General features: G+C 75.5%; 17 protein-coding genes. 5 read left to right on the plus strand and 12 right to left on the minus strand.

Annotation, left to right across the window (positions count from 1 at the left end; genetic code table 11):
• Positions 1 to 20 precede the first annotated feature (20 nt).
• From BLU95_RS05635 to BLU95_RS05650, 4 genes are all read right to left on the minus strand, one after another.
• Positions 21 to 668: a DJ-1/PfpI family protein gene (locus tag BLU95_RS05635; protein WP_093858983.1), complete on the minus strand. Its 648-nt coding sequence runs from the start codon at positions 666 to 668 to the stop codon at positions 21 to 23.
• Between the two features lie 96 nt (positions 669 to 764).
• Complete coding sequence (locus BLU95_RS05640; protein ID WP_093858984.1) at positions 765 to 1106, minus strand: hypothetical protein; 342 nt, start codon at positions 1104 to 1106, stop codon at positions 765 to 767.
• A complete protein-coding gene (locus BLU95_RS05645) occupies positions 1106 to 1639 on the minus strand; it encodes a hypothetical protein (protein ID WP_159424792.1) in 534 nt (177 codons plus the stop codon). The genes BLU95_RS05640 and BLU95_RS05645 overlap by 1 nt, the downstream gene beginning before the upstream one ends.
• A 66-nt stretch (positions 1640 to 1705) precedes the next feature.
• Entirely contained in the window at positions 1706 to 2164 is a 459-nt protein-coding gene (locus BLU95_RS05650; RefSeq protein ID WP_093858986.1) for a hypothetical protein, read from the minus strand.
• Positions 2165 to 2675: 511 nt separating this feature from the next.
• Between BLU95_RS05650 and BLU95_RS05655 the strand changes: the two genes are divergently transcribed.
• Entirely contained in the window at positions 2676 to 3002 is a 327-nt protein-coding gene (locus BLU95_RS05655; protein WP_159424793.1) for a hypothetical protein, read from the plus strand.
• Positions 3003 to 3074: 72 nt separating this feature from the next.
• Here the strand turns inward: BLU95_RS05655 and BLU95_RS05660 are convergent, their stop codons facing one another.
• From BLU95_RS05660 to BLU95_RS05680, 5 genes are all read right to left on the minus strand, one after another.
• Entirely contained in the window at positions 3075 to 3842 is a 768-nt protein-coding gene (locus BLU95_RS05660) for a hypothetical protein (RefSeq protein ID WP_093858988.1), read from the minus strand.
• Between the two features lie 356 nt (positions 3843 to 4198).
• Positions 4199 to 5527, minus strand: coding sequence for a geranylgeranyl reductase family protein (locus tag BLU95_RS05665; RefSeq protein WP_093858989.1), 1329 nt, complete (start codon positions 5525 to 5527; stop codon positions 4199 to 4201).
• A 360-nt stretch (positions 5528 to 5887) separates the two neighbouring features.
• Positions 5888 to 6988: a calcium:cation antiporter gene (locus BLU95_RS05670; protein ID WP_093864669.1), complete on the minus strand. Its 1101-nt coding sequence runs from the start codon at positions 6986 to 6988 to the stop codon at positions 5888 to 5890.
• Positions 6989 to 7061: 73 nt separating this feature from the next.
• Entirely contained in the window at positions 7062 to 8795 is a 1734-nt protein-coding gene (locus BLU95_RS05675; RefSeq protein ID WP_231978328.1) for a serine/threonine-protein kinase, read from the minus strand.
• A 7-nt stretch (positions 8796 to 8802) separates the two neighbouring features.
• Positions 8803 to 9651, minus strand: coding sequence for a serine/threonine protein kinase (locus BLU95_RS05680; RefSeq protein ID WP_231978330.1), 849 nt, complete (start codon positions 9649 to 9651; stop codon positions 8803 to 8805).
• Positions 9652 to 10000: 349 nt separating this feature from the next.
• On the opposite strand from BLU95_RS05680, the gene BLU95_RS05685 reads away from it, so the two are divergent.
• From BLU95_RS05685 to BLU95_RS05700, 4 genes are all read left to right on the plus strand, one after another.
• The gene (locus BLU95_RS05685; protein ID WP_159424794.1) at positions 10001 to 10432 is read left to right on the plus strand and encodes a hypothetical protein; all 432 of its coding nucleotides are present in this window, start codon (positions 10001 to 10003) and stop codon (positions 10430 to 10432) included.
• A 515-nt stretch (positions 10433 to 10947) separates the two neighbouring features.
• Positions 10948 to 11943, plus strand: a complete 996-nt coding sequence (locus tag BLU95_RS05690) for a polysaccharide deacetylase family protein (RefSeq protein ID WP_231978332.1) — start codon at positions 10948 to 10950, stop codon at positions 11941 to 11943.
• Positions 11944 to 12255: 312 nt separating this feature from the next.
• The gene (locus tag BLU95_RS05695) at positions 12256 to 13326 is read left to right on the plus strand and encodes a GNAT family N-acetyltransferase (RefSeq protein ID WP_159424795.1); all 1071 of its coding nucleotides are present in this window, start codon (positions 12256 to 12258) and stop codon (positions 13324 to 13326) included.
• 120 nt (positions 13327 to 13446) lie between these two features.
• The gene (locus BLU95_RS05700; RefSeq protein WP_093858994.1) at positions 13447 to 14832 is read left to right on the plus strand and encodes a hypothetical protein; all 1386 of its coding nucleotides are present in this window, start codon (positions 13447 to 13449) and stop codon (positions 14830 to 14832) included.
• Positions 14833 to 14918: 86 nt separating this feature from the next.
• Here the strand turns inward: BLU95_RS05700 and BLU95_RS05705 are convergent, their stop codons facing one another.
• From BLU95_RS05705 to BLU95_RS05715, 3 genes are all read right to left on the minus strand, one after another.
• A complete protein-coding gene (locus BLU95_RS05705) occupies positions 14919 to 16055 on the minus strand; it encodes an aminotransferase class I/II-fold pyridoxal phosphate-dependent enzyme (protein ID WP_093858995.1) in 1137 nt (378 codons plus the stop codon).
• Between the two features lie 25 nt (positions 16056 to 16080).
• Positions 16081 to 16770, minus strand: coding sequence for a helix-turn-helix transcriptional regulator (locus BLU95_RS05710; protein WP_093858996.1), 690 nt, complete (start codon positions 16768 to 16770; stop codon positions 16081 to 16083).
• Positions 16771 to 16917: 147 nt separating this feature from the next.
• Positions 16918 to 18588 carry a YVTN family beta-propeller repeat protein gene (locus BLU95_RS05715; RefSeq protein WP_159424796.1) on the minus strand — a complete coding sequence of 557 codons (1671 nt, stop codon included), beginning with the start codon at positions 18586 to 18588 and terminating at the stop codon, positions 16918 to 16920.
• Positions 18589 to 18608: the final 20 nt, after the last annotated feature.

The following is an 18608-nucleotide window of genomic DNA, read 5'->3' on the forward strand; positions in this document are numbered from 1 at the left end:
CACGCAGTCAGTCCACGCAGTCAGTCCTGCTCCGTCTCCGCCTCCGTATGGCGGGACGGGGCGGCCTCGTGGGCGACCGGCCACGGCGGGTGCGGGCCCCCGGCCGGCCCGGCGTGCGCGAACTCCGTCACCAGCGACTCGGTGAAGGCCGGGAGGTCACCCGGCCGACGGCCGGAGACCAGCACCCCGGGACCGTCCCGGCAGACGTGGACCGGTTCGTCGGCCCAGAACGCGCCGGCGTTCACCAGGTCGGTGCGCAGGCTCGGCCAGGAGGTGAGGGTGCGTCCGCGCACCGCGTCCGCCTCGATCAGGGTCCACGCGCCGTGACCGGTCACCGCGACCGGTCGGCCGGCGGCGGCCAGTCGATGGACCAGGGCCACGGCCGTACGGTCCAGCCGCAGGCAGTCGGGATTGGCGACGCCTCCGGGCAGGACCAGGCCGTCGTAGGCGCCCGGGTGGGCCACCCCGACCACGTCGTCGACGGGGAAGGCGTCCGCCCGGTCGAGGTGCCGGTAGGCGTCGACGAGTCCGGGGCGGGTGGACAACAGCCGCGGTGTGCCGCCGGCCTCCGCGACGGCCTGCCAGGGGATGGTCAGTTCGACCTGCTCGACGCCCTCGGGAGCGACCAGGAAGGCGATCGTCCGACCGGTGAGCACCGTCAGCGGCATCCGGACCGCCCCGCTCTCCGGCGTCCGGGCGGCCGCGCTCTCCGGAATCCGGACGGGCCCACCCGCTGCCCGCCCACCGACACGCCCCGCACCGGCTCAGCTCCCGGGGCGCGCGCCGGACCGGTCCGCGCGGTCGGCGGCGGCCGGTCCGCCCCCGGTCAGTTCGACGACGGCGGACGGCGGGGCGACGCGGACCCGGGCGCGCGGGCAGTCCAGGTGGACGACCAGCTCCAGGTGGTCGACGCGGGCGACCGTCCCGATCGGGACCGGGACCGGGGCGCCCGGCACCCACGGCCTGGTGTCCACCAGCAGGTGGTCCCCGGCGTCCTGCTCGACCCGGCCGAGGGAGCCGTCCGTCGCCTCGACGTCGTAGCCGACCAGGGTGAGGTCGGCGGCGTGGTGGGAGCCCGGGCGGTACTCCCTCAGCTCGGTGGTCATCACGCCTCCGGGTGGTCCCACGGACGGCGTTCGCGCCGGCCCGGGTCGTCCCGCCCGTCGCCCGGCCCCTCGGCCCGACCCTCGCCCCGGCCCCCGGCCCGGTCGTCGCCCCGGTCGCGGTACGGGCCCCAGCTCCGGTGCTCACCGGGCCACGGCCCCCGGCCCCAGCGGTCCCCGCGGTCCGGCAGGCCGTCCGCCGGGTCCACCCGGTGCCGCCGGTGGCGGCGCAGCACGACCGACAGCGCGGCCGCGATCACGACGCTGCCGACCCACACGGCGGCCGTGGCGATCGCCACGGCGGCCGTCGGCCTGCGCACCGCGATGCTGAGGCACAGCGCCGCCATGACCAGTGCCGTCATCAGCACGCCGGTCGGCAATCGCCAGCCGAAGCCGCGCAGCGCGCTCCGGACGCGGTGCGGCCGTTCGGCTCCCATCGTGCTCAATCGCCGGTCGAGGCGAGTGTCCCGGCTCAGATCGCACTCGATCTCGGCGAGGAGCCGCCGCTCCCGTCCGCTCAAAGCGGGTCCGTCCATCTCGGTCACCTCCGGCACGTCCGGTGACGACGACATCGGTCCGGGCGACTGCCCGGTGGGGGTGCGCTAGCCGCTCCGGCCCGCGAGGGCGAGGGAGGCGGGCGGGCGACGGTCGCCGAACGCCCGCGGACGGGCGAGCAGGCTGTCGTCCAGCACGCACAACAGGGCCGCGGCATCGGGGTGCACCTCGGCGGCACCGGCCGCCCGCACCTCCGCGGCCGTGGCACCGGGGCCGGGACCGAGCACCGCGACACAGGGCACTCCGGCCAGCCTCGCGACCCGGACCTCGGGCGCGCTCGCGGCGACGAACACGGCGTGCGACGGCTCGCCGTCGACCAGGCCGAGGGCCACCCGGACCGGATCGCGGCCCGGATCCGTCACGGTGAGTGCCGGGGTCCCGCTCGGGCCGGGGGCGGTCAGGACCACCGTCCAGCCCCGTGCCGCGCACTCGCGCAGCAGGGCGGCGGAACCGCGTGACGTGGCACGCCAACCGGCCCCGAAGAGTGCCGCCGAGACGACCGTCATGGCCCACCGTTCCCGTTCCGCACCACGCACCGGCGCGCCCTTCCAGGTTAGGCCCGCACCCCCGGCCGCGCCCGCCGTCCGCGATCACTGCGGGTGACGGCTCGCGGCTGTCCGGAATCCGCGCGGCGGTGGCGCCCGGCCGTGCCACGATCGGGCCATGATCACCCCGCTCACCGACCGCGCCGCCGCACCGGACGAGGGCCGGCCCCGGCACGACGGCTCCGGGGTCACGCGGGCCCGCGCGTACCCACCCCAGGGGGCGCGCGGACCGTCGGGACGCGCCCCCAAGCTCGGGTCGCGGCAGCCCTCGCAACCAGCGGCGGACGGTGACGGCGCCGACGCGGAGCGCATCCGTTCCATTGACAGTCCGCCGGACCGGCCCCGATCCTCGCCGGTACGGCCCGGCCACCGCGCGGGGCCGCTCGACGACCGGGGGTGGTCAGCGATGACGGACCAGTGGCCGGCACGGCGAATGCCACCGGCGGTCAGATGGGCGGTCGCGGGCGTGTGGGTGCACGCCGCACTCAGCGGGTCGGCGGGCCTCGCCCTGCTCGCCGCCCTCGGCCGGAACCAGGGCGGCGAGGTCGCGCCGGTGCGGTTCATCGCGATGGCCTCCGTCCTGGTGGGCCTGCTGCTCGGCACCTGCGCCGGCCTCGCCTCCCGCCGCGCGGGCTGGACCAGGACCACCGTGGTCGCCGTCGAGGCCCTCTCGGTGGCGACCGCCGCCCTGCTCCTGCTGACCGGCTCCATCGCCGCCCTCACCGGCATCGCCCTCGGCACCTTCGTCCTCCGCACCTTCCTCTCCCCCGACGGCCGCGCCTGGTTCAACGACCAGTAGGACCCTGCCGAGCGGACGGGGTCGGGGTCCCGCGCGGGCCGCCCCCTGCTCCCGCCAGCCCCTGACGGTCCATCAGATGCCGCCGCCCTCACCGGAACCGGCGGCGAAACCCTCGTACGGGCCGCCCCCGGACCGGGCGACGGTCTCCCGGACGGCGCGGCCACCGAGCAGACCGGCACGGGCGGCGAACTCCGGCACCAGCGGACGCAGGGCCCGGCGCCCGTGGAGCGCGACCAGGAGTCCGGTCTCCGCCGGGGCGGCCGGGACGGCGGCGGGACGAGGGTGCCGACGGCGCAGCTCGCGCAGCAGCCGGTGACCGGCCAGGGTCCGCGCCGGGCCGCACAGCACGGCGAGCGAGAGGACCGCCAGGGACAGTCCCGTCCGAAGGGCCCCCTGCGCCGCGACGGCCACGGCCGTGGCGCAGGCCGCCAGGGCCAGCAGACCGGCCAGTGTCGACCTGGCCCGACCGCATCGCAGACCGCGCCCGGCCAGTTCGGCGTTCAGCTCCTGCCGGGCCCGCCGCACCGCCGGAGCGGCTGCGGCATCGGCCAAGGAGAGGTTCCGGCCGAGAACCGTCCACGCGGCCCGGTGCAGGGACGTCACGTTCCGTCCGGGGCCGCTGTGCGCCACCCTCCGCAATTGTCCGGCGCGGCCGGTGTCGATCACCTCCGCGAGGTGGAGTTCCACGACGGCCACGGTCAGCGCCGCCTTCGAACCACCCCGCACTCCCGCGACACCGACCGCCGGCAGACCGCTCGTCCGCCCCCTGACCGGCAGCCACCGCAACAGCCCCGCCACCACGAGCCCGGCCACCGCGCCCAACACACCGATCGATCCCATCACGCCCCCCGACGGACAGCGGACCCCCCGGTCCTCCTCCCGGCAGGATGGCACGGCCGGGCGACCGCTCGGCCGTCGATCCCGGGGTGTTCCCGCCCCGGGAACGACGCGAACCGGCCCGGCAGCAGCGCCTGGCCTGCGCCGACGCGCAACTGACGGTGGATCGGGCGCTCGCGGAATCCGGACAGACCTGTGACCCACGACCCGCGACCGGTGCCCCGCGACCCGCCACCCGCGACCTCCGACCCGCGACGGCGGCCGCCGGTCGGCGGAGACGGCGAAGAGGTCGACCGGGTGGGGCAGGCGGCGGGCGGGGAGGCCGGTCGCTCCGCGCGCCGGGAGGAGCGACGCCGGGATCAGCCCCGGCTGCTGGGGGCGAGGCGGCCGAGGATGTGGAGGAGGCGGTCCAGGGCGTCGCGGGAGTCGGGCTCGGTCAGGTTGACCATGAGGCGGAAGGCGGCCCGCAGGAGTGCCGGGCTGCCGAGGCCGGCGGCGCCCGCGGCGCCGACCAGGCGGGGGCGACTCAGGGCGGCGGCGGTGAGGCGGCCGAGGGCGAAGTAGCCGTCGTAGGCGGCGCGGAGGCTCTGGGGGTAGGCGCGCAGGGCGAGGTCGCGGCCGCGGTCGGTGCGGCGGGCCAGGGCCTGGACGACGGCCTCGGCGGCGTAGCGGCCGGACTCCATCGCGTAGGCGATGCCCTCGCCGGTGGCCGGGCTGACCGTGCCGCCCGCGTCGCCGATCAGCAACAGGCCGTCGGCGTAGTGGGGTTGGCGGTTGAGGCCCATCGGGAGGGCGGAGCCCCGGATGGGTTCGGTGACGGCCTCGGGGTGGTAGCCGTAGTCGGCGGGGAGGTTCTCGCACCAGCGCCGGAGCAGGTGCTTCCAGTCCACCTCGCCGGCCACCGCCCCGGTGTCGACGACGCCCAGACCGACGTTGGCGGTGCCGTCCCCCATGCCGAACACCCAGCCGTAGCCGGGAAGGAGCCGGCGGTCCCGGTCGGACGGGTCGCGCAGGTCCAGCCAGGCTTCCAGGTAGCGGTCCTGGTGGCGCGGGGTGGTGAAGTAGGTGCGGTAGGCGACACCCATCGCACGGTCGGTCCGGCGGTAGCGCTTCATCGCCAGCGAGAGCCGGGTGGAGTTGCCGTCGGCGGCCACCACCAGGGGCGCGCGGTAGGCGACCGGGCGGCGCTCCTCGCCGAGCCGGGCGGTGACACCGGTGATCCGGCCGGTCGGCTCGTCGAGCAACGGGCCGTCCACGTTGGCCCGTTCGACCAGTCGGGCGCCGGCCGCGGCGGCGCGGCGGGCGAGCAGTTCGTCGAAGTCGGCGCGGCGGCGGACCAGTCCGAAGCCCGGGAAGGCGGAGAGTTCCGGCCAGTCGAGTTCCAGCCGGCGTCCGCCCGCGACGATCCGCAGTCCCCGGTTGTGCAGCCAGCCGGCGGACTCCGAGACGTCGATGCCCATGTCGATCAACTGCCGTACCGCGCGCGGGGTGAGGCCGTCGCCGCAGACCTTCTCCCGGGGGAACACGGACTTCTCCAGCAGGAGCACGTCCAGGCCGGTCCGGGCGAGGTGGTAGGCGGCGGTGGAACCGGCGGGGCCCGCGCCGACCACGATGACGTCGGCGGTGTCGGCGGACGGGCCGGCCGGTCGGGCCGGGCGGGTGGACGGCTGCTGTGCTGGGCCGGGCATGCGACGCTCCCACGGGTGTCGGTCCTGCGGCGGACTCGGCTGATTCGGCGGACACCCGACGATATGGAGCCCGGCGGTCGCGCCGCACCCGACACGCGGGCGTCCGGTGGCCCGCGCGGCCGCTCCGGGCGGATCCGGTGGACGGGCACCTCGCCACGGAATGACCGGATACTGACGGTTGATCAGTCGAACAGTCGTTGCGGCCCGGCCGTCGACCGGCCCCGGCCCGTACCACCCGGCCCGTACCGCCCCGGCGAGGACGGACGGACGAAGGGCCGGCGACCTCGTCAGGTCGCCGGCCCCGTTCGGCCGTCCCGCACCGCCTTGCACCGCCCCGCACCGCACGGGGCGAGCGCCACCTCAGGGGACGATCGCCAGCTCCACGTACGCAGCCAGGATCGCCAGGTGCACGGCCCCCTGGAGCGGGGTCGCCCGGCGCGGGATGACCGTCAGCGTGCCGACCAGCAGAGTGAGCGTCAGCAGTACGAGGTGAGCGGGGTCGAGGCCGAGGACCAGCGGACCGGAGAGCCAGTGCGAGGCGATCGCCACCGCCGGGATGGTCAGGCCGATGCTCGCGAGGGCCGAGCCGAGCGCCAGGTTGAGGCTGGTCTGGACGCGATTGCGGGTGGCCGCGCGCACGGCCGCGATGGTCTCCGGCAGCAGGACCAGCAGGGCGATCACCACACCGACGACCGAGGACGGCAGCCCCGCCGACTCGACCGCCGACTCGATCGTCGGCGACACGCCCTTGGCCAGGCCCACCACCGAGATCAGCGCCACACCGAGCAGCACCAGACTGAACACCATGGCGCGGGAGCTCGGCGGATCGGCGTGGTCCTCCTCGTCCAGCACCTTGCCGTCGGAGGTCACCGGCAGGAAGTAGTCCCGGTGCCGGAACGTCAGCGTGGCCACGAACAGTCCGTACAGCACGAGCGAGGCGGCCGCCGCGAAGGCCAGCTGGGTGGGGTTGAACTGGGGGCCGGGCGAGCTGGTGGTGAAGGTCGGCAGGACCAGGCTCAGTGTGGCGAGGGTGCCGATGGTGGCCAGCGCCGCGCCCGTCCCCTCGGCGTTGAAGACCGCGACCCGGTGCTTGATGGCCGCGGCCAGGATGGAGACGCCGAGGATGCCGTTGCAGGTGATCATCACCGCCGCGAACACGGTGTCCCGGGCGAGCGTCGCCGACTTGTCCCCGCCGTCCGCCATCAGGGTCACGATCAGCGCGACCTCGATCACCGTCACCGCGACCGCGAGCACCAGGGAACCGAACGGCTCCCCCACCCGGTGGGCGACCACCTCCGCGTGGTGCACGGCGGAGAGCACGGCGCCCGCAAGGAAGCAGGACACCACCCCCACCACCCAGCCGGGAAGGTCGCGGTGCCAGGTCAGGGCGAGGACGAGGAAGGCCAGCAGCGGGACGACGGTGGTCCACTGCGTGACGAGCGGTCGGAGCTTGGTGAACATGCTGCCGAGCATCCCATCCGGAACCTCCGGTTCCGTGGCGACGCCGCCGGGGAGACGGCGGATGTGGCCGACCTCATGGCCCGGCCACGCTACCTCCGCCGTACTCGGCGAGGTAGCCGAGCACGCGTGCGACATGCGCTTTCACCCGTTCGGGGACGCCGCCGGCATCGGCCACCGTCTTGTCGCTCGTCCGGTAGCCGGCCGTCACCAGGGCGGGCAGCTCGGCGGCGGGGAAGCCCCGCTGCTTGAACCGCTGGTCGAGCCAGCAGACGTAGCCGCCCATCGCGGCGATGGCGTCGTCCGGGTCCAGATAGCTCTTGACGCCGTCGTGGTCGGCGTCCTGCGCCCAGGCGTTGAAGACCGTGGGCGTCCACATCGCCACCCCGTACTCGCCCGTGGCGGGACGGGCGGCGGCCGGGTCGAAGCCGGACTCCGCCTTGAGCATCGCCGCCAGCAGCGCCGGGGTGACCTCGGACTCGGGGCAGCGGCGGGCGGCGTCCTCGATCGGGCCGCGCAGGGCGGCGGGGACGTCGGACCCGGGCGCGAGGTCGCCGGGGCGCGCGGGAGCGGCGCGGACGGGGCGGGTGGACGTGGAGCCGGCCGACGTGGCACCGGCGGACGTGGCACCGGAGGGCCCGGACCGCTCGGGTGCTCCGGTGAGGAGGAGCAGGGTGGCGACGGCGGCGAGCGGCGGCGCCGCGCGCGCGACGCTCCGGCGCCGGGTGTTCCGCCCACCCGGCGCGACGGGGCCGAGTGCGACGGGGCCCGGTCGGGCGTCGTCGCCTCCCGACCCGGGACGGGCCCTGGCCCCGCGCCCGACCTCGGCCCCGCGCCCGCCCCCGCGCCCGCTCCCGCTTCCGCTTCCGCCGAGAGTTCCGGCGAGCAGCACCGCCAGGTCCAGCCGCCCGCGCCGCTGCCGGTCGGCCGTCAGGCAGGCGGTGACCAGCGGCCGCCACCGCTCCGGCAGCGCGGCGTCGAGCCGCAGCGGGGCACTGCCGCGCGCGTAGGCGACCGCGGCGAGCGAGCGGGCGCGGGCGGTGGCACCGAGGAAGGGGTGCAGTCCGCCGGTCAGCACCTGGTGGGCGAGGACGCCGTAGGCCCACAGGTCGGCGCTCGGGCGGAGCGCCGCGCCGCGCGCGCCGGTCCGCTCGGACCACCACTCGGGCGGCACGTGGTCCGGCGAGCCGAGCGGCGGGGCGTAGGCGTGGGTGCCCTCCAGCTCCGCGGTCAGCCCGAAGTCGGCGAGCTTGGCGGTGCCGTCGGCCATCAGCAGCACGTTGCCGGGCTTGAGGTCCCCGTGCACCCAGCCGGAGCCGTGCATGTGGCGGAGCCCGGCGGCGACCTCGGTCAGGATCCGCTCGGCCCCCGGCGGCGGGTGCGGCGGCCGGGCCTCGGCCAGGAGGTCCTGCAGACTGCGCACCGCGCGCTCCATCACCAGGGCCACGGCACCGTCGAGTTCGGGCCGCTCCGGGTCGGCGAGGGTGAGCACCGCGAAGGTGCGGATCAGGTGCGGGTGGTCGGCCCGGCGGCTGAACCGGATCTCGCTGCGGGCGACCTGGGCGACGGCCTGTCGCTGCCCAGGTCCGAGCCGCCCCGGATGGAGGAACTTGACTGCCACTTCGGCGAGTTCGCCCTCGGGCGGGCGATCCGGATCGGCCGCCCGGGCGACGTGGACGCTGCCCCAGCCGCCCGCTCCGATCCTCTCCCCGACCAGGTAGCCGCCGAGCGGGTAGCCCGCCGGGACCGCGAACCCCGCCCCACCGCCGTCCGGCCGGGCTCCGGGCGGGTCCACCGCGCGTGGCGCCACCGCCCGGTCACCCGCCGCGCCGGGGCGGGAGCAGCACCAGGTGCTCCTCCCGCACCAGGTCGAACCGCAGTGCCAGTGCGACGAGTTCCTCCCGCTTGCCACCGGCGCCGGCGCCGCCGGGGTCGACCGGTTCGGCCGGGTCGCGCAGCCGGAGCTTGCTGCCGACCAGGTAGTCGATGTGGTAGTTGACGGCCGACCGGGTGAGGTCCCGGCAGGACGGCAGGCAGCGCAGCCGGGCCAGCACCTCGGTGACACCGGGGACGGCCGCCGCGGAGGGCGAGCGCAGGCGCGGCTCGCAGAGCGCGAGCAGGACGAGGAAGTACTTGGCGCCCGGGTCCAGGGCGAACGGGCTGACCGTCGGTTCGCCGTACCCGGCCCCCGGCGCGCCGAGCCCGCCCGCGCCGTCCGCGCCGGCCGATCCGCCTGCCAGGTAGGCGTGTTGGGGCGCGAAGACCTTGAACGCGGCCGGCTCGCCGAGGGCCGGGAGCAGCACCCGGGAGAACTCGAACGGCACCGGCGCGCCGAGCCGGCCGGGTGCCACCTTGACGTGCTCGCCGGCACCTTCGAGGTTCTCGACGACATAGGTCGCGGTGGCGCTGAAGTTGGAGAGCCGCCAGTAGTCCTCGGCGGCCGTGATCTCTCCGGCCCGACGCGACACGCCGGGATCGGGGATCGGCACGGCGAGCGGCCGGCCGGGCTCGCCGCGCCCGAACTCCACGCTGTCGCCCGGCCCGAGGTGCAACAGGGCCGGTCGAGCGGGCGGGGAACTGCGGGGCGGCCGGGACAGCCGGGCGAACCGACGGTCGGCTCGGACCGGCGGGTGGGGGTCGGGCAACTGCACGATGACCGTGTTCATCCTGGTCACCTCCGGGGGTCGGCCCGATCGTAGCTGCCCGAACGACCTATGGGCGCAACGCCACCCGAACGAGTGAACGCCGCGTCCTGGCCGGAGAGTTGCGCGGGAAAGCCGGGCGGGGGCCTCGCGCGGGGCGGCGGCGGAAGGCCGTGGGCCGCCGACCGGAGCGCGGCACCCGTTCGTCGACGGACTGACACCCGACGGTAATCGCGGGGTCACTGGCGAGATTGCAAGCTGTAGTTGAACGGTCACCATGAGTGTGATGCAGCACACACGGAGCACGTCCATATTTTGTGCAAGACTCATCCCACAGAGTGAGATTCCCTTTCATTCCAAGGAGGTTGACATCATGAACGCTCGTATCGCAGCCCTGATGGTCGCGGCGGCAGGGATCACGGCGGCAACGGTCGCTCCGGCCTCGGCCGCGACGGTCACCGCCGGCGGCACGACCTCGGTCACGAACGGGGCGGGCGGCGTGTTCTGTACGGCCGTGCTCAACCAGCCGTGCGTCTGGCAGGAGAAGGACGGCGGAGGATTCGTCGGCGTCGCCCAGGTGTCCGCCGACCCCGGGCAGTTGACGATAGTCAAGGTCGAGGTGCGCACCCAGCGTGCCTGGGGCAGCCCGTGGCTGCCGGCCGCCTCGGCGACCACCGTCACCAAGGGCTCCGCCCGGGCCGTGACCCCCCGCGTGGTCACCAGCGACCTCAAGATGGTCTGCGCCACCGCCGGCCCGGCCCTGGAGGCCGCGCAGCAGGTGACCACCTGCACCTACCCCTTCTGATGCCCCGTCGGGTTCGGAAGGGGTGACGCGGTCGGGGCCCCGCAGCCCCGGCCACGGCCGGCCGCCGGGTCCGCAACCGGCGGCCGGACCGCTTCCCTCTCGGCGCACCCGCCCCCGCTCCCACCAGCAATCACTCAGAATGCTCCCAGCCGTCGCACAGGTCACCGACGCGTCGACGAATGCGCCAACCTCCTCCCGAAGGCCGTTCGCGGCGCACAACCCGGTTCGGAGCATGGGTTTTTGCACTATCTTGGGAATTCGTGGACGGGGCGGGCCGCCCACCGGGCAGAGCTGTGCCGAACGGCCGGAACTGCCCGTGCGACGTGTCCCACCCCCGCCGCCGCAGCATCACACGGGGAGGAAGGGGGAGCGTGTCCATGCCCGAGGGGACCGCGCATTCGACCGGGACCGAGCACGGCCCGAGCACCGGAAGAGCCGACGGAACAGGCACCGGAACAGGCACCGGGACGGCCACCAGAACCGGCCCGGCACCGACCGGGGTTCCGCTTCCCGGCGTGGATCCGGCCACGGATCCGGGCCCGGAGCCGACCGCGGATCCGGCGCCGACCACCGCCCCGCGACGGACCCGGCTGGCCGGCCGCCGCGCCACCGTGGACGCCGTCCTGCGCAACTCGCCGCTCCAGCCACTGTTCCGGCTCGCCGCCACCCGGCGGCTGGCCGTCCTCGCCTACCACGGGGTGGACGACCCCCGGGTGTTCGCGCTCCAGATGGAACGCCTGGTCCGGGTGGCCCGCCCGGTCCCGCTCGCGGCCGTCGAGGAGGCCGTGCGCACCGGACGGGCGCTGCCGCCCCGCAGCGTGCTGGTCACCTTCGACGACGGCGACCGCACCGTGCTCACCGAGGGCCTGCCCGTGCTCACCCGGCTCGGCATCCCCGCCGCCGCCTTCGTGGTCACCGATCTCGTCGGCGGCGACCAGCCGTTCTGGTGGGCCGAGGCCGCCTTCCTGGCCGCCCACGGCGGCACCGCCCGCAGCCTGGACGGCTGCCCGCCGGGGGGCGTCGTCCGCCGGATGAAGACCCTCCCCGACGGCGAGCGCCGGGCCGCACTGGCCGAACTCGGCGCGAGTGCCCGCGTCCGCGCCCCCCGTCAGGAACAGCTCACCCCCGCCGATCTGCTGACGCTCACCCGGAACGGCGTGGCCGTCGGCAACCACACCGCCGGCCACCCCTGCCTCGACCGCTGCGACGGCGGCACCGTCCGGGACGAGATCCGACGCGCGCACGACGCGCTCACCGGCTGGCTCGGCGGCGAGGAACCCACCGCCTTCGCCTATCCCAACGGCAACGTCGACCCGCGCGCCGACGCCGAACTGCGGCGCCTCGGCTACCGGACCGGCTTCCTGTTCGACCACCGCCACGACCGCCTCCTGCCGCCGCACCCGCTGCGGATCAGCCGGCTCCGGGTCAACTCGACCACGGGGCGGGACCGGTTCGACACCATCCTGTCCGGGCTCCACCCCGCCGTGCACCACCTGCGCGGCGGCAACTGACCACCCGCGGCCGGAAGCGCCGACTCCCGTTGCTCCCGTTCCGCCGAAGCCCGGAAGGAAGCGGCGGCGGAACCGGCCGAACCGCGTCGATCGGGCGCGGGAGTCCGGGAGAATGCGGACCTGACCGCGACCGGAGCGCCGAGCGGCGGCGCACCGGGGCGGCGAAGACCTGGGGGCAGGCACGTGGGGGCACGAGACGCGGGGGCACGAGACGCGGGGGCGGGACAGGTGGGGGCAGCACGGGTGGGGCCGGGAGGCGCGGCTGCGGGAGAGCTCGGCGCGGCGCACCGGAACGAGGCCGCGGCGCGCACGGTGCCGGTCCGCCACCGGACGCCCGCCCTGCCGCCGGAAGTCGTCGACGGCTGGCGCGAACTGGCGGCGGGCCCGGCCGGCGGCGCGTGGTTCAGCACACCGGAGTGGACCCTCGCCTGGTGGGAGACGCTGGGCACGGCCGCCGGCGACGGCGAGATCGTGGTGTGGCGGGACGGGGACGGCCGGATCGACGCCGTGGTCCCCCTGCTGCGCACCGTCCAGCGGCTCCACCCCCGCGCGCCGCTGCCCGTCCCCTGCCTGACGGTGCTCGGCTCCGGCGCGGGCGCGGCCGACCACTGCGGCTTCGTCGTCGCACCGCACCGCCGCACCGAGGTGGCCGACTGGCTCTCCCGGCGCGGGCGGCGGACGAGTCTGCTGCTCACCGACCTGGATCCGGACCAGGCCGCCCTGCTGCCGCCCGACGCGACGGAGATCGGGCGCACCGCCTGCCCGCGCGCCGATCTGGCGGCCGGTCCGGAGGCGCTGGGAAGCCGCCAGTTCCGCGCCGACCTGCGCCGCTACGGCCGGAAACTGGCCGCCGAGGGAATCACCTTCCGCTGGGTGCCGCCCGCCCTGGCGACGGCCGAACTCCCGGAACGCTTCGAGCTGCTGCACACCACCGTCCGGCTGCACCGGCTGCGCCGGGCCGCGCTCGGCCGGCCGACCACCTTCGACGAGGCCAGGGCGCCGCTGCACCTGCGGGTGATCGAACGGGCCGCCGACACCGGACGCGGCGAGGGTCCGGCGTTCCTGGTCGCGGAGCGGGCGGGCGAAGTGGTCGGCGTGCTGTACGGGTTCCAGTGGCGGGACACCTTCGCCTACTACCAGATCGGCTGGGACCAGGCCTGGGCGCCGCTGCGGCTCGGCACGGCGGTGATCGCCGAGGCGATCCGGGCGGCCGCCCGGCAGGGGCTGGCCACCTTCGACTTCCTGCGCGGCACCGAGCCCTACAAGTACCGCTTCGACGCGGTGGACCGGGAGGACGTCTCCTGGCTGGTGCCGCACGGCCTGCCGGGGGCGCTGCTCGGCCTCAAGTACCGTGCGAAGGAGGCGCGTCGTACGCCCGCCTGATCGATCGCCGTCCGCGGGTTCGGCTGTCCGGGGCTCCTCGGCGGGTCTACTCTCGTGGCGAACACGACGGGACGGGCCAGGGGGGAACCGGGCCCGCCCGTCCTCGACCGAGGGGCCCGCATGCCACATCCCAAGGACCAGTACCTGCCCGGGGACAACCCGCCCGACCTGGTGGGCCAGGTCGACAAGCGGATCCGCTCCTGTCTGGACGGCTCCCGCCTGCCGGACCCGGCCGACCTCTTCAACCCCCTGGTCGCCGCGCTGAACGCCGCCGTCCCGGCGGCCCTCCCGGCCAACCCGCACGCGCTCGCCAACGACACCCAGGTGTTCCAGGAGACCGTCCGGTTCTTCCTGGCCCACGAACTGGCCAGCACCCACGACCTGATGATCCTGCACTCGAAGCTCGCCGGCTGCGCGGTGTCCGTCGTCGACCAGCACGACCCGCTCTACGGGAACCACACCCCCGTCCAGCTCCAGCTGCTGCTGGAGGGCCAGCTCGACGGGATCGCGCAGCAGGTGGTCGACGGCTGGTACAACGCCGGGCACGGGGCGCTGCGGCGCCGGCCGAGCGCCGACATCGTGGCCCTGTTCCACCGGTTCGGCACGCTGGCGCGGTTCGCCGACCCGATGAACCAGGACGCCCTGGGCACCGCCTACCTCGCGGCGCACCCCGTCGTGCCCGGGTTCAAGCCCGTCCTGACCGAACAGGTGCGGGGCTCGCTCGAGCAGACCCTGCGCAAGCTCCCCGCCGTGGTGGCGGCACTGAAGGGGGCCTCGACCGTCCCGCTGCGCGGCGGGGTCGATCCCCGCTGGGCCACGGCCCCCCTGGTCGAGGCAGACCACTCCGAGCACGACACGGTCAGGACCGGCCTGCTGGTGGACAAGGCCCTCCCGAAGAGCGTGGAAACGATCAAGAAGGCCCTGACGGCCCTGAGCAACGTGATCTCGCCCGGCGTCCAGGGGCAACTGCCACTGCCCAGGTTCACCGTGGTGAAGACGAGCGGCACGGATCTCAACGTACGGGCCTTCACCGGCGCCGGGGGCATCAACATCACGATCGGGGAGACGGACACGCTGGACGTGGTCGCCCACGAGGTCGGCCACGTGATCGAGAACGTGTTGCCGATCGGCTGCTGGCTCGACCTCGTCCGGCTGCTGCACGCCCGGCACACCGCCGCGGGCGGCGGCACACTGCTGCCGATCTACCCCGGGCACGCGGACCCCGAGGTGGCGAAGGAGTGCGCGTACCGGGCCGTGATGCCGGTCTCGCCCCCGCGCTCGACCACCAGCGGCAGCTACGCGGCGAAGGTCTACGGCGCCGAGAGCGCCACCGAGTTGCTGTCGACCACGCTCGAACTCCTGGTCACCGCGAAGGGCACCGAGACGCTGCTGACCAAGGACCCGCAGCTGCTGGCCGTCGTGCTGCGCTGGCTGCTCGGCACGGTCGGCGTCCAGGCCGCGGGCAACACCCTGATGCTCTCCTGGGTGCTGCCCTCTCCGCTGTAACCGCGCCGGGGCGGTGGGAAGGTCCGGACGGTCCGCCCCACCGCCCCGCGGCGTACCGTGCGCGGTGTCCGCCCGGTGCCGGCCCCTCAGTCCCGACGACCCTTCAGCCAGCCGGCGAAGGCGTCGAGCGCGGGGGCCGGGTCGCGGCGACCCAGGCCGATCCGGAACCGGTCGGCGGGCGTCGGGGTGAGTTCCGAGGCGAAGATCGAGGCCGGCAGCAGCAGGACACCGGCCTCCTCGACCAGCCCGGTGCAGAACGCCTCGACGCCGTCGGCACCCAGGTAGCGCGGGTAGGCGACACAGCCGCCGTCCGGGGCACGCCACTCGAACAGGCCGTCGAAGCGGGCGAAGAACTCGTCGAAGAGGGGCAGATTGGCCGCGAGGACCGCCCGGTTCCGGGCCAGGATCGGCTCACGCGCCTTGATCGCGATCCGGGCGAGGATCTCGCTGGGAGCGGCGTTGCAGATGGTGGTGTAGTGCTTGGCGCGCTCCAGTCGTCCGCGCAACTCCCGGTCGCGGCACACGATCCAGCCGATCCGCAGGCCGGGCAGGCCGAGCGACTTGGAGGTGACGTTCAGCGAGAGGGCACGCTCGGACAGGTCGGCCGCCTGGGGCAGGGCGCGGGCCGGGTCGCGCTCCAGACCCCGGTAGACCTCGTCGCTGAAGAGGTGGATGCCGCGCTCGTCGCAGATCTCGGCCAGCCGGACGAAGTCGGCGGCGTCGATCACCGCCCCGGTCGGGTTGTTGGGGAAGTTGACGGACACCACTCGGGTGTTGGGGCGCAGCGCGGCGGTGAGTTCGTCGAGGTCGAGCGCCCAGTCGCGGGCGGGGTCGAGCGCGACGCCGGTGACCTCGCAGAGGGACATCGGGACGGTCTCGGCGGACTGGTAGTTCGGCGTGAGCACCACGGCGTGGTCCTCGGGACCGAGCAGGACCTGCATCGCCAGGTTGAGCCCCTCCTGCGCGCCGCCGAAGCAGATCACGTCGTCGGCGTCGGCCCGCTCGTAGAGTCCGGCGATCGCCCGGCGCAGGGCCGGGTCGCCGAAGGTCTCGGTGTAACCGAGCGCGAGGGTGTCCCAGGCGTGGCGGTCCTCCGGGTCGGCGAGGGCGAGCAGTTCGGACATCGTCATGGTCTGCGCGTCGGAGGCCGTGAGGTGGTGGCGGGCGGTGAACTCCCAGCGGGAGAAGTACGTCTCCAGGCGGAAGTCGGGGAGCCGGGTCATGGCGGGTCTCCTTCGTGGGGGCGGGTCAGTCGGCCGGGAGGGCGGGCGGTCCGGGGGTCTCGGGCGCCTCGGGGGTCTCGGCCGCGCCGGGGCCCTCCCGCAGTTCGGCGAGCAGGGTGTAGACGGTGGAGCGGGACACCTCCAGCGCCCTCGCGACAGCCGGGACCGCGCGCCGGACGGCGAGCACTCCGGCCCGGTCGAGTTCGCGGAGCACGGCGAGCCGGTCCTCGCGCCCGAGCTGCCGGAGCGGCCGGCCGTGGGCGCGCACGTAGCCGCCGATCACCTCGTTCATCCGCTCGGTCCAGTCCTGCTCGAAGAGCGGTTCGGGGCGGGGGGCGGTCGGCGCGGCGAAGGCGGCGAGCAGGGCGGCGGCGTGTTCGAGCGGGGCCCGGTCAAGGTTGACGCACAGGACGGCGGCGGGTCGGCCGTCCTCGTCGCGGAGCACGGCGCTGACCGAGGAGAGCCGCCGGCCGTCGGGCAGCAGCTTCGGATAGGGGCCGTAGACGTCGGGGGCGGCCTGGTCCAGGGCGTCCAGCTCGCCGAGCAGCGAGGGGTCGCCCGGCGCGCGCCCGCCCATCGGGTTCCAGACGGCGAGGACCTCGTCGCGGGCGGCGTCGTGCAGGACGACCTCGGCGTAGGGCCCGAGCAGCAGGGCCACCGCCTGGCAGACGGGGGCCCAGGCGCGCAGGCGCGGGTCGGGGGTCTCGGAGGTCATGATTGGACTGTACGTCCAGACTGGACGTTTCGTCCAGGTCGGATCGCGGAACGGGCCCGCCCCCGGGGTGGGAGACCTCGGGGAACGGGCCCGTGCCGGGTCAGGCGGGACCAGGCGGACCAGGCGGACCAGGCGGATCAGGCCGGATCAGCTGCAGGTGATCTGGAGCAGCGCCGCCTTGCAGGTACGGCTCGCCGAGTCGTTGCCGGGCACCGGGTCGGCCGGGGTGCCGGCGGTCCGGGCGGTGGTGACGGCGAAGGTGCGGCCCAGGTCGAGCAGACCGACCTGGACGGTGAAGTGCCGGGTGACGCTCGCGCCGACGGCCAGCGGACCGGCGATCACGCAGGTCAGACGGCCGGAGGCGACGGTGCAGTCACTGCTGGTGGCGATCATGCCGCTCGGCAGCGCGGAGGTGACGGTGACGGCGGTCACCGGGTCGGGGCCGCGGCCGGTCACCGTCAGCGTGTAGTCGACCCGGCCGCCCAGCAGGCCGGACACCGGGGAGGCGGTGAGCCCGACAGCGGCGTCGGCGGTCGGCGCGACGTACCCGAACCGGTCGGCGGGCACGACGGCACTGGTGCCGCCCGCCGTGGTGACCCGGACGTCGACCGTTCCGGCGACCGGCGAGGCCGGGGCGGTGGCGGTGCAGGAGGTCGCGGTGCAGGAGAACGAGACGGCGTTGCCGGCGGCGCCGAAGCTCACCGCGGTCGCGCCGGCCAGGTCGGTGCCGGTGACGGTGACCGCCGTGCCGCCCGCCTGCGGGCCGGTGGCCGGGCTGACGGCCGTGACGACCGGCGCGGGCGGCGGGAAGTCGAGGACGCTGACGGCGGACCCGTCGAAGTCGGCCAGGTAGCCGCGCCGGCTGTCGGACGAGATCGCCAGGCCGAACGGGCTGGCGCCGACCTGGACGGTGCCGGTGACGGTGCCGGTGGCGGCGTCGATCGCGGTGAGCGTGCTGTCCGCGTAGTTGCTCGCATAGACGGAGCGGCCGTCGGGTGCGGCGGCCACCGCGTAGGGGTTGGTGCCGACCTGGACGGTGGCGGTGACGGTCCGCTGCGCGGTGTCGATCGCGCTGACCGTGGAGTCGCCGCCGTTGGCGGTCCACAGCCGGGAGCCGCCGGGGGCGAGCGCGAGGCCGAACACGCCGTGGCCCACGGGTATCGAGGCGCCGACCGTGGCGGTGGCGGTGTCGATCACGTCGACCCGCTGGTCGCCGGATGCGGCGACGTACACGGACGCGCCGTCCGGGGCGACGGCCACGCCGTGCGGCTCCGCCCCGACCAGGACGGTCGCGGTGACGGTGGCGGTGGCGGTGTCCAGCACGCTGACCGTGCCGGCCTCGGCGTTGGTCACATACGCGTGGGCACCGTCGGGGGCGACCGCCACCCCGAAGGCGCCGGCGCCGACCGGGACGGTGGCGACGACCGCGCCGGTGGCGGTGTCGACCACGCTGACCGTGCCGTCGAGGTGGTGGGTGAGGTAGGCCGTCCGCCCGTCCGGCGCGACGGCGACGGCGTAGGAGCCGGTGCCGGCGGTGAAGGTGCCGGCGACCGTGCCGGTGGCGGTGGCCAGAACGGTGACCGTGCCGCTGCCCTGGCTGGTCACATAGGCCCGGGCGCCGTCCGGGGTGAGCGCCACGCCCGCCGGGTAGGGCGCGACGGTGACGGTGGCCGCCACCGTGGGCGGCAGCCCGGCCGCCGCGGCGGCGCCGGCGGTGTCGGCGGACGCGGTGCCGGGCTGGGACAGCAGGGCGGCCGTGGCCGCGCCGACGGCGGCCACGGCCGTCCAGAAGCGGCGCGGGGACGGGCGTGTTGTCACGGTATCTCCAGACTCGTCGG

Origin of the sequence: Streptomyces sp. TLI_053 (assembly GCF_900105395.1) — a bacterium.
Lineage (GTDB): Bacteria > Actinomycetota > Actinomycetes > Streptomycetales > Streptomycetaceae > Kitasatospora.

What these genes read in the sequence shown, in the direction of transcription:
- BLU95_RS05635 (WP_093858983.1), bottom strand. Translation starts at nt 668, where the DNA reads ATGCCGCTGACGGTGCTCACCGGTCGGACGATCGCCTTCCTGGTCGCT.
- BLU95_RS05640 (WP_093858984.1), bottom strand. Translation starts at nt 1,106, where the DNA reads ATGACCACCGAGCTGAGGGAGTACCGCCCGGGCTCCCACCACGCCGCC.
- BLU95_RS05645 (WP_159424792.1), bottom strand. Translation starts at nt 1,639, where the DNA reads ATGGACGGACCCGCTTTGAGCGGACGGGAGCGGCGGCTCCTCGCCGAG.
- BLU95_RS05650 (WP_093858986.1), bottom strand. Translation starts at nt 2,164, where the DNA reads ATGACGGTCGTCTCGGCGGCACTCTTCGGGGCCGGTTGGCGTGCCACG.
- BLU95_RS05660 (WP_093858988.1), bottom strand. Translation starts at nt 3,842, where the DNA reads ATGGGATCGATCGGTGTGTTGGGCGCGGTGGCCGGGCTCGTGGTGGCG.
- BLU95_RS05665 (WP_093858989.1), bottom strand. Translation starts at nt 5,527, where the DNA reads ATGCCCGGCCCAGCACAGCAGCCGTCCACCCGCCCGGCCCGACCGGCC.
- BLU95_RS05670 (WP_093864669.1), bottom strand. Translation starts at nt 6,988, where the DNA reads ATGTTCACCAAGCTCCGACCGCTCGTCACGCAGTGGACCACCGTCGTC.
- BLU95_RS05680 (WP_231978330.1), bottom strand. Translation starts at nt 9,651, where the DNA reads ATGAACACGGTCATCGTGCAGTTGCCCGACCCCCACCCGCCGGTCCGA.
- BLU95_RS05685 (WP_159424794.1), top strand. Translation starts at nt 10,001, where the DNA reads ATGAACGCTCGTATCGCAGCCCTGATGGTCGCGGCGGCAGGGATCACG.
- BLU95_RS05700 (WP_093858994.1), top strand. Translation starts at nt 13,447, where the DNA reads ATGCCACATCCCAAGGACCAGTACCTGCCCGGGGACAACCCGCCCGAC.
- BLU95_RS05705 (WP_093858995.1), bottom strand. Translation starts at nt 16,055, where the DNA reads ATGACCCGGCTCCCCGACTTCCGCCTGGAGACGTACTTCTCCCGCTGG.
- BLU95_RS05710 (WP_093858996.1), bottom strand. Translation starts at nt 16,770, where the DNA reads ATGACCTCCGAGACCCCCGACCCGCGCCTGCGCGCCTGGGCCCCCGTC.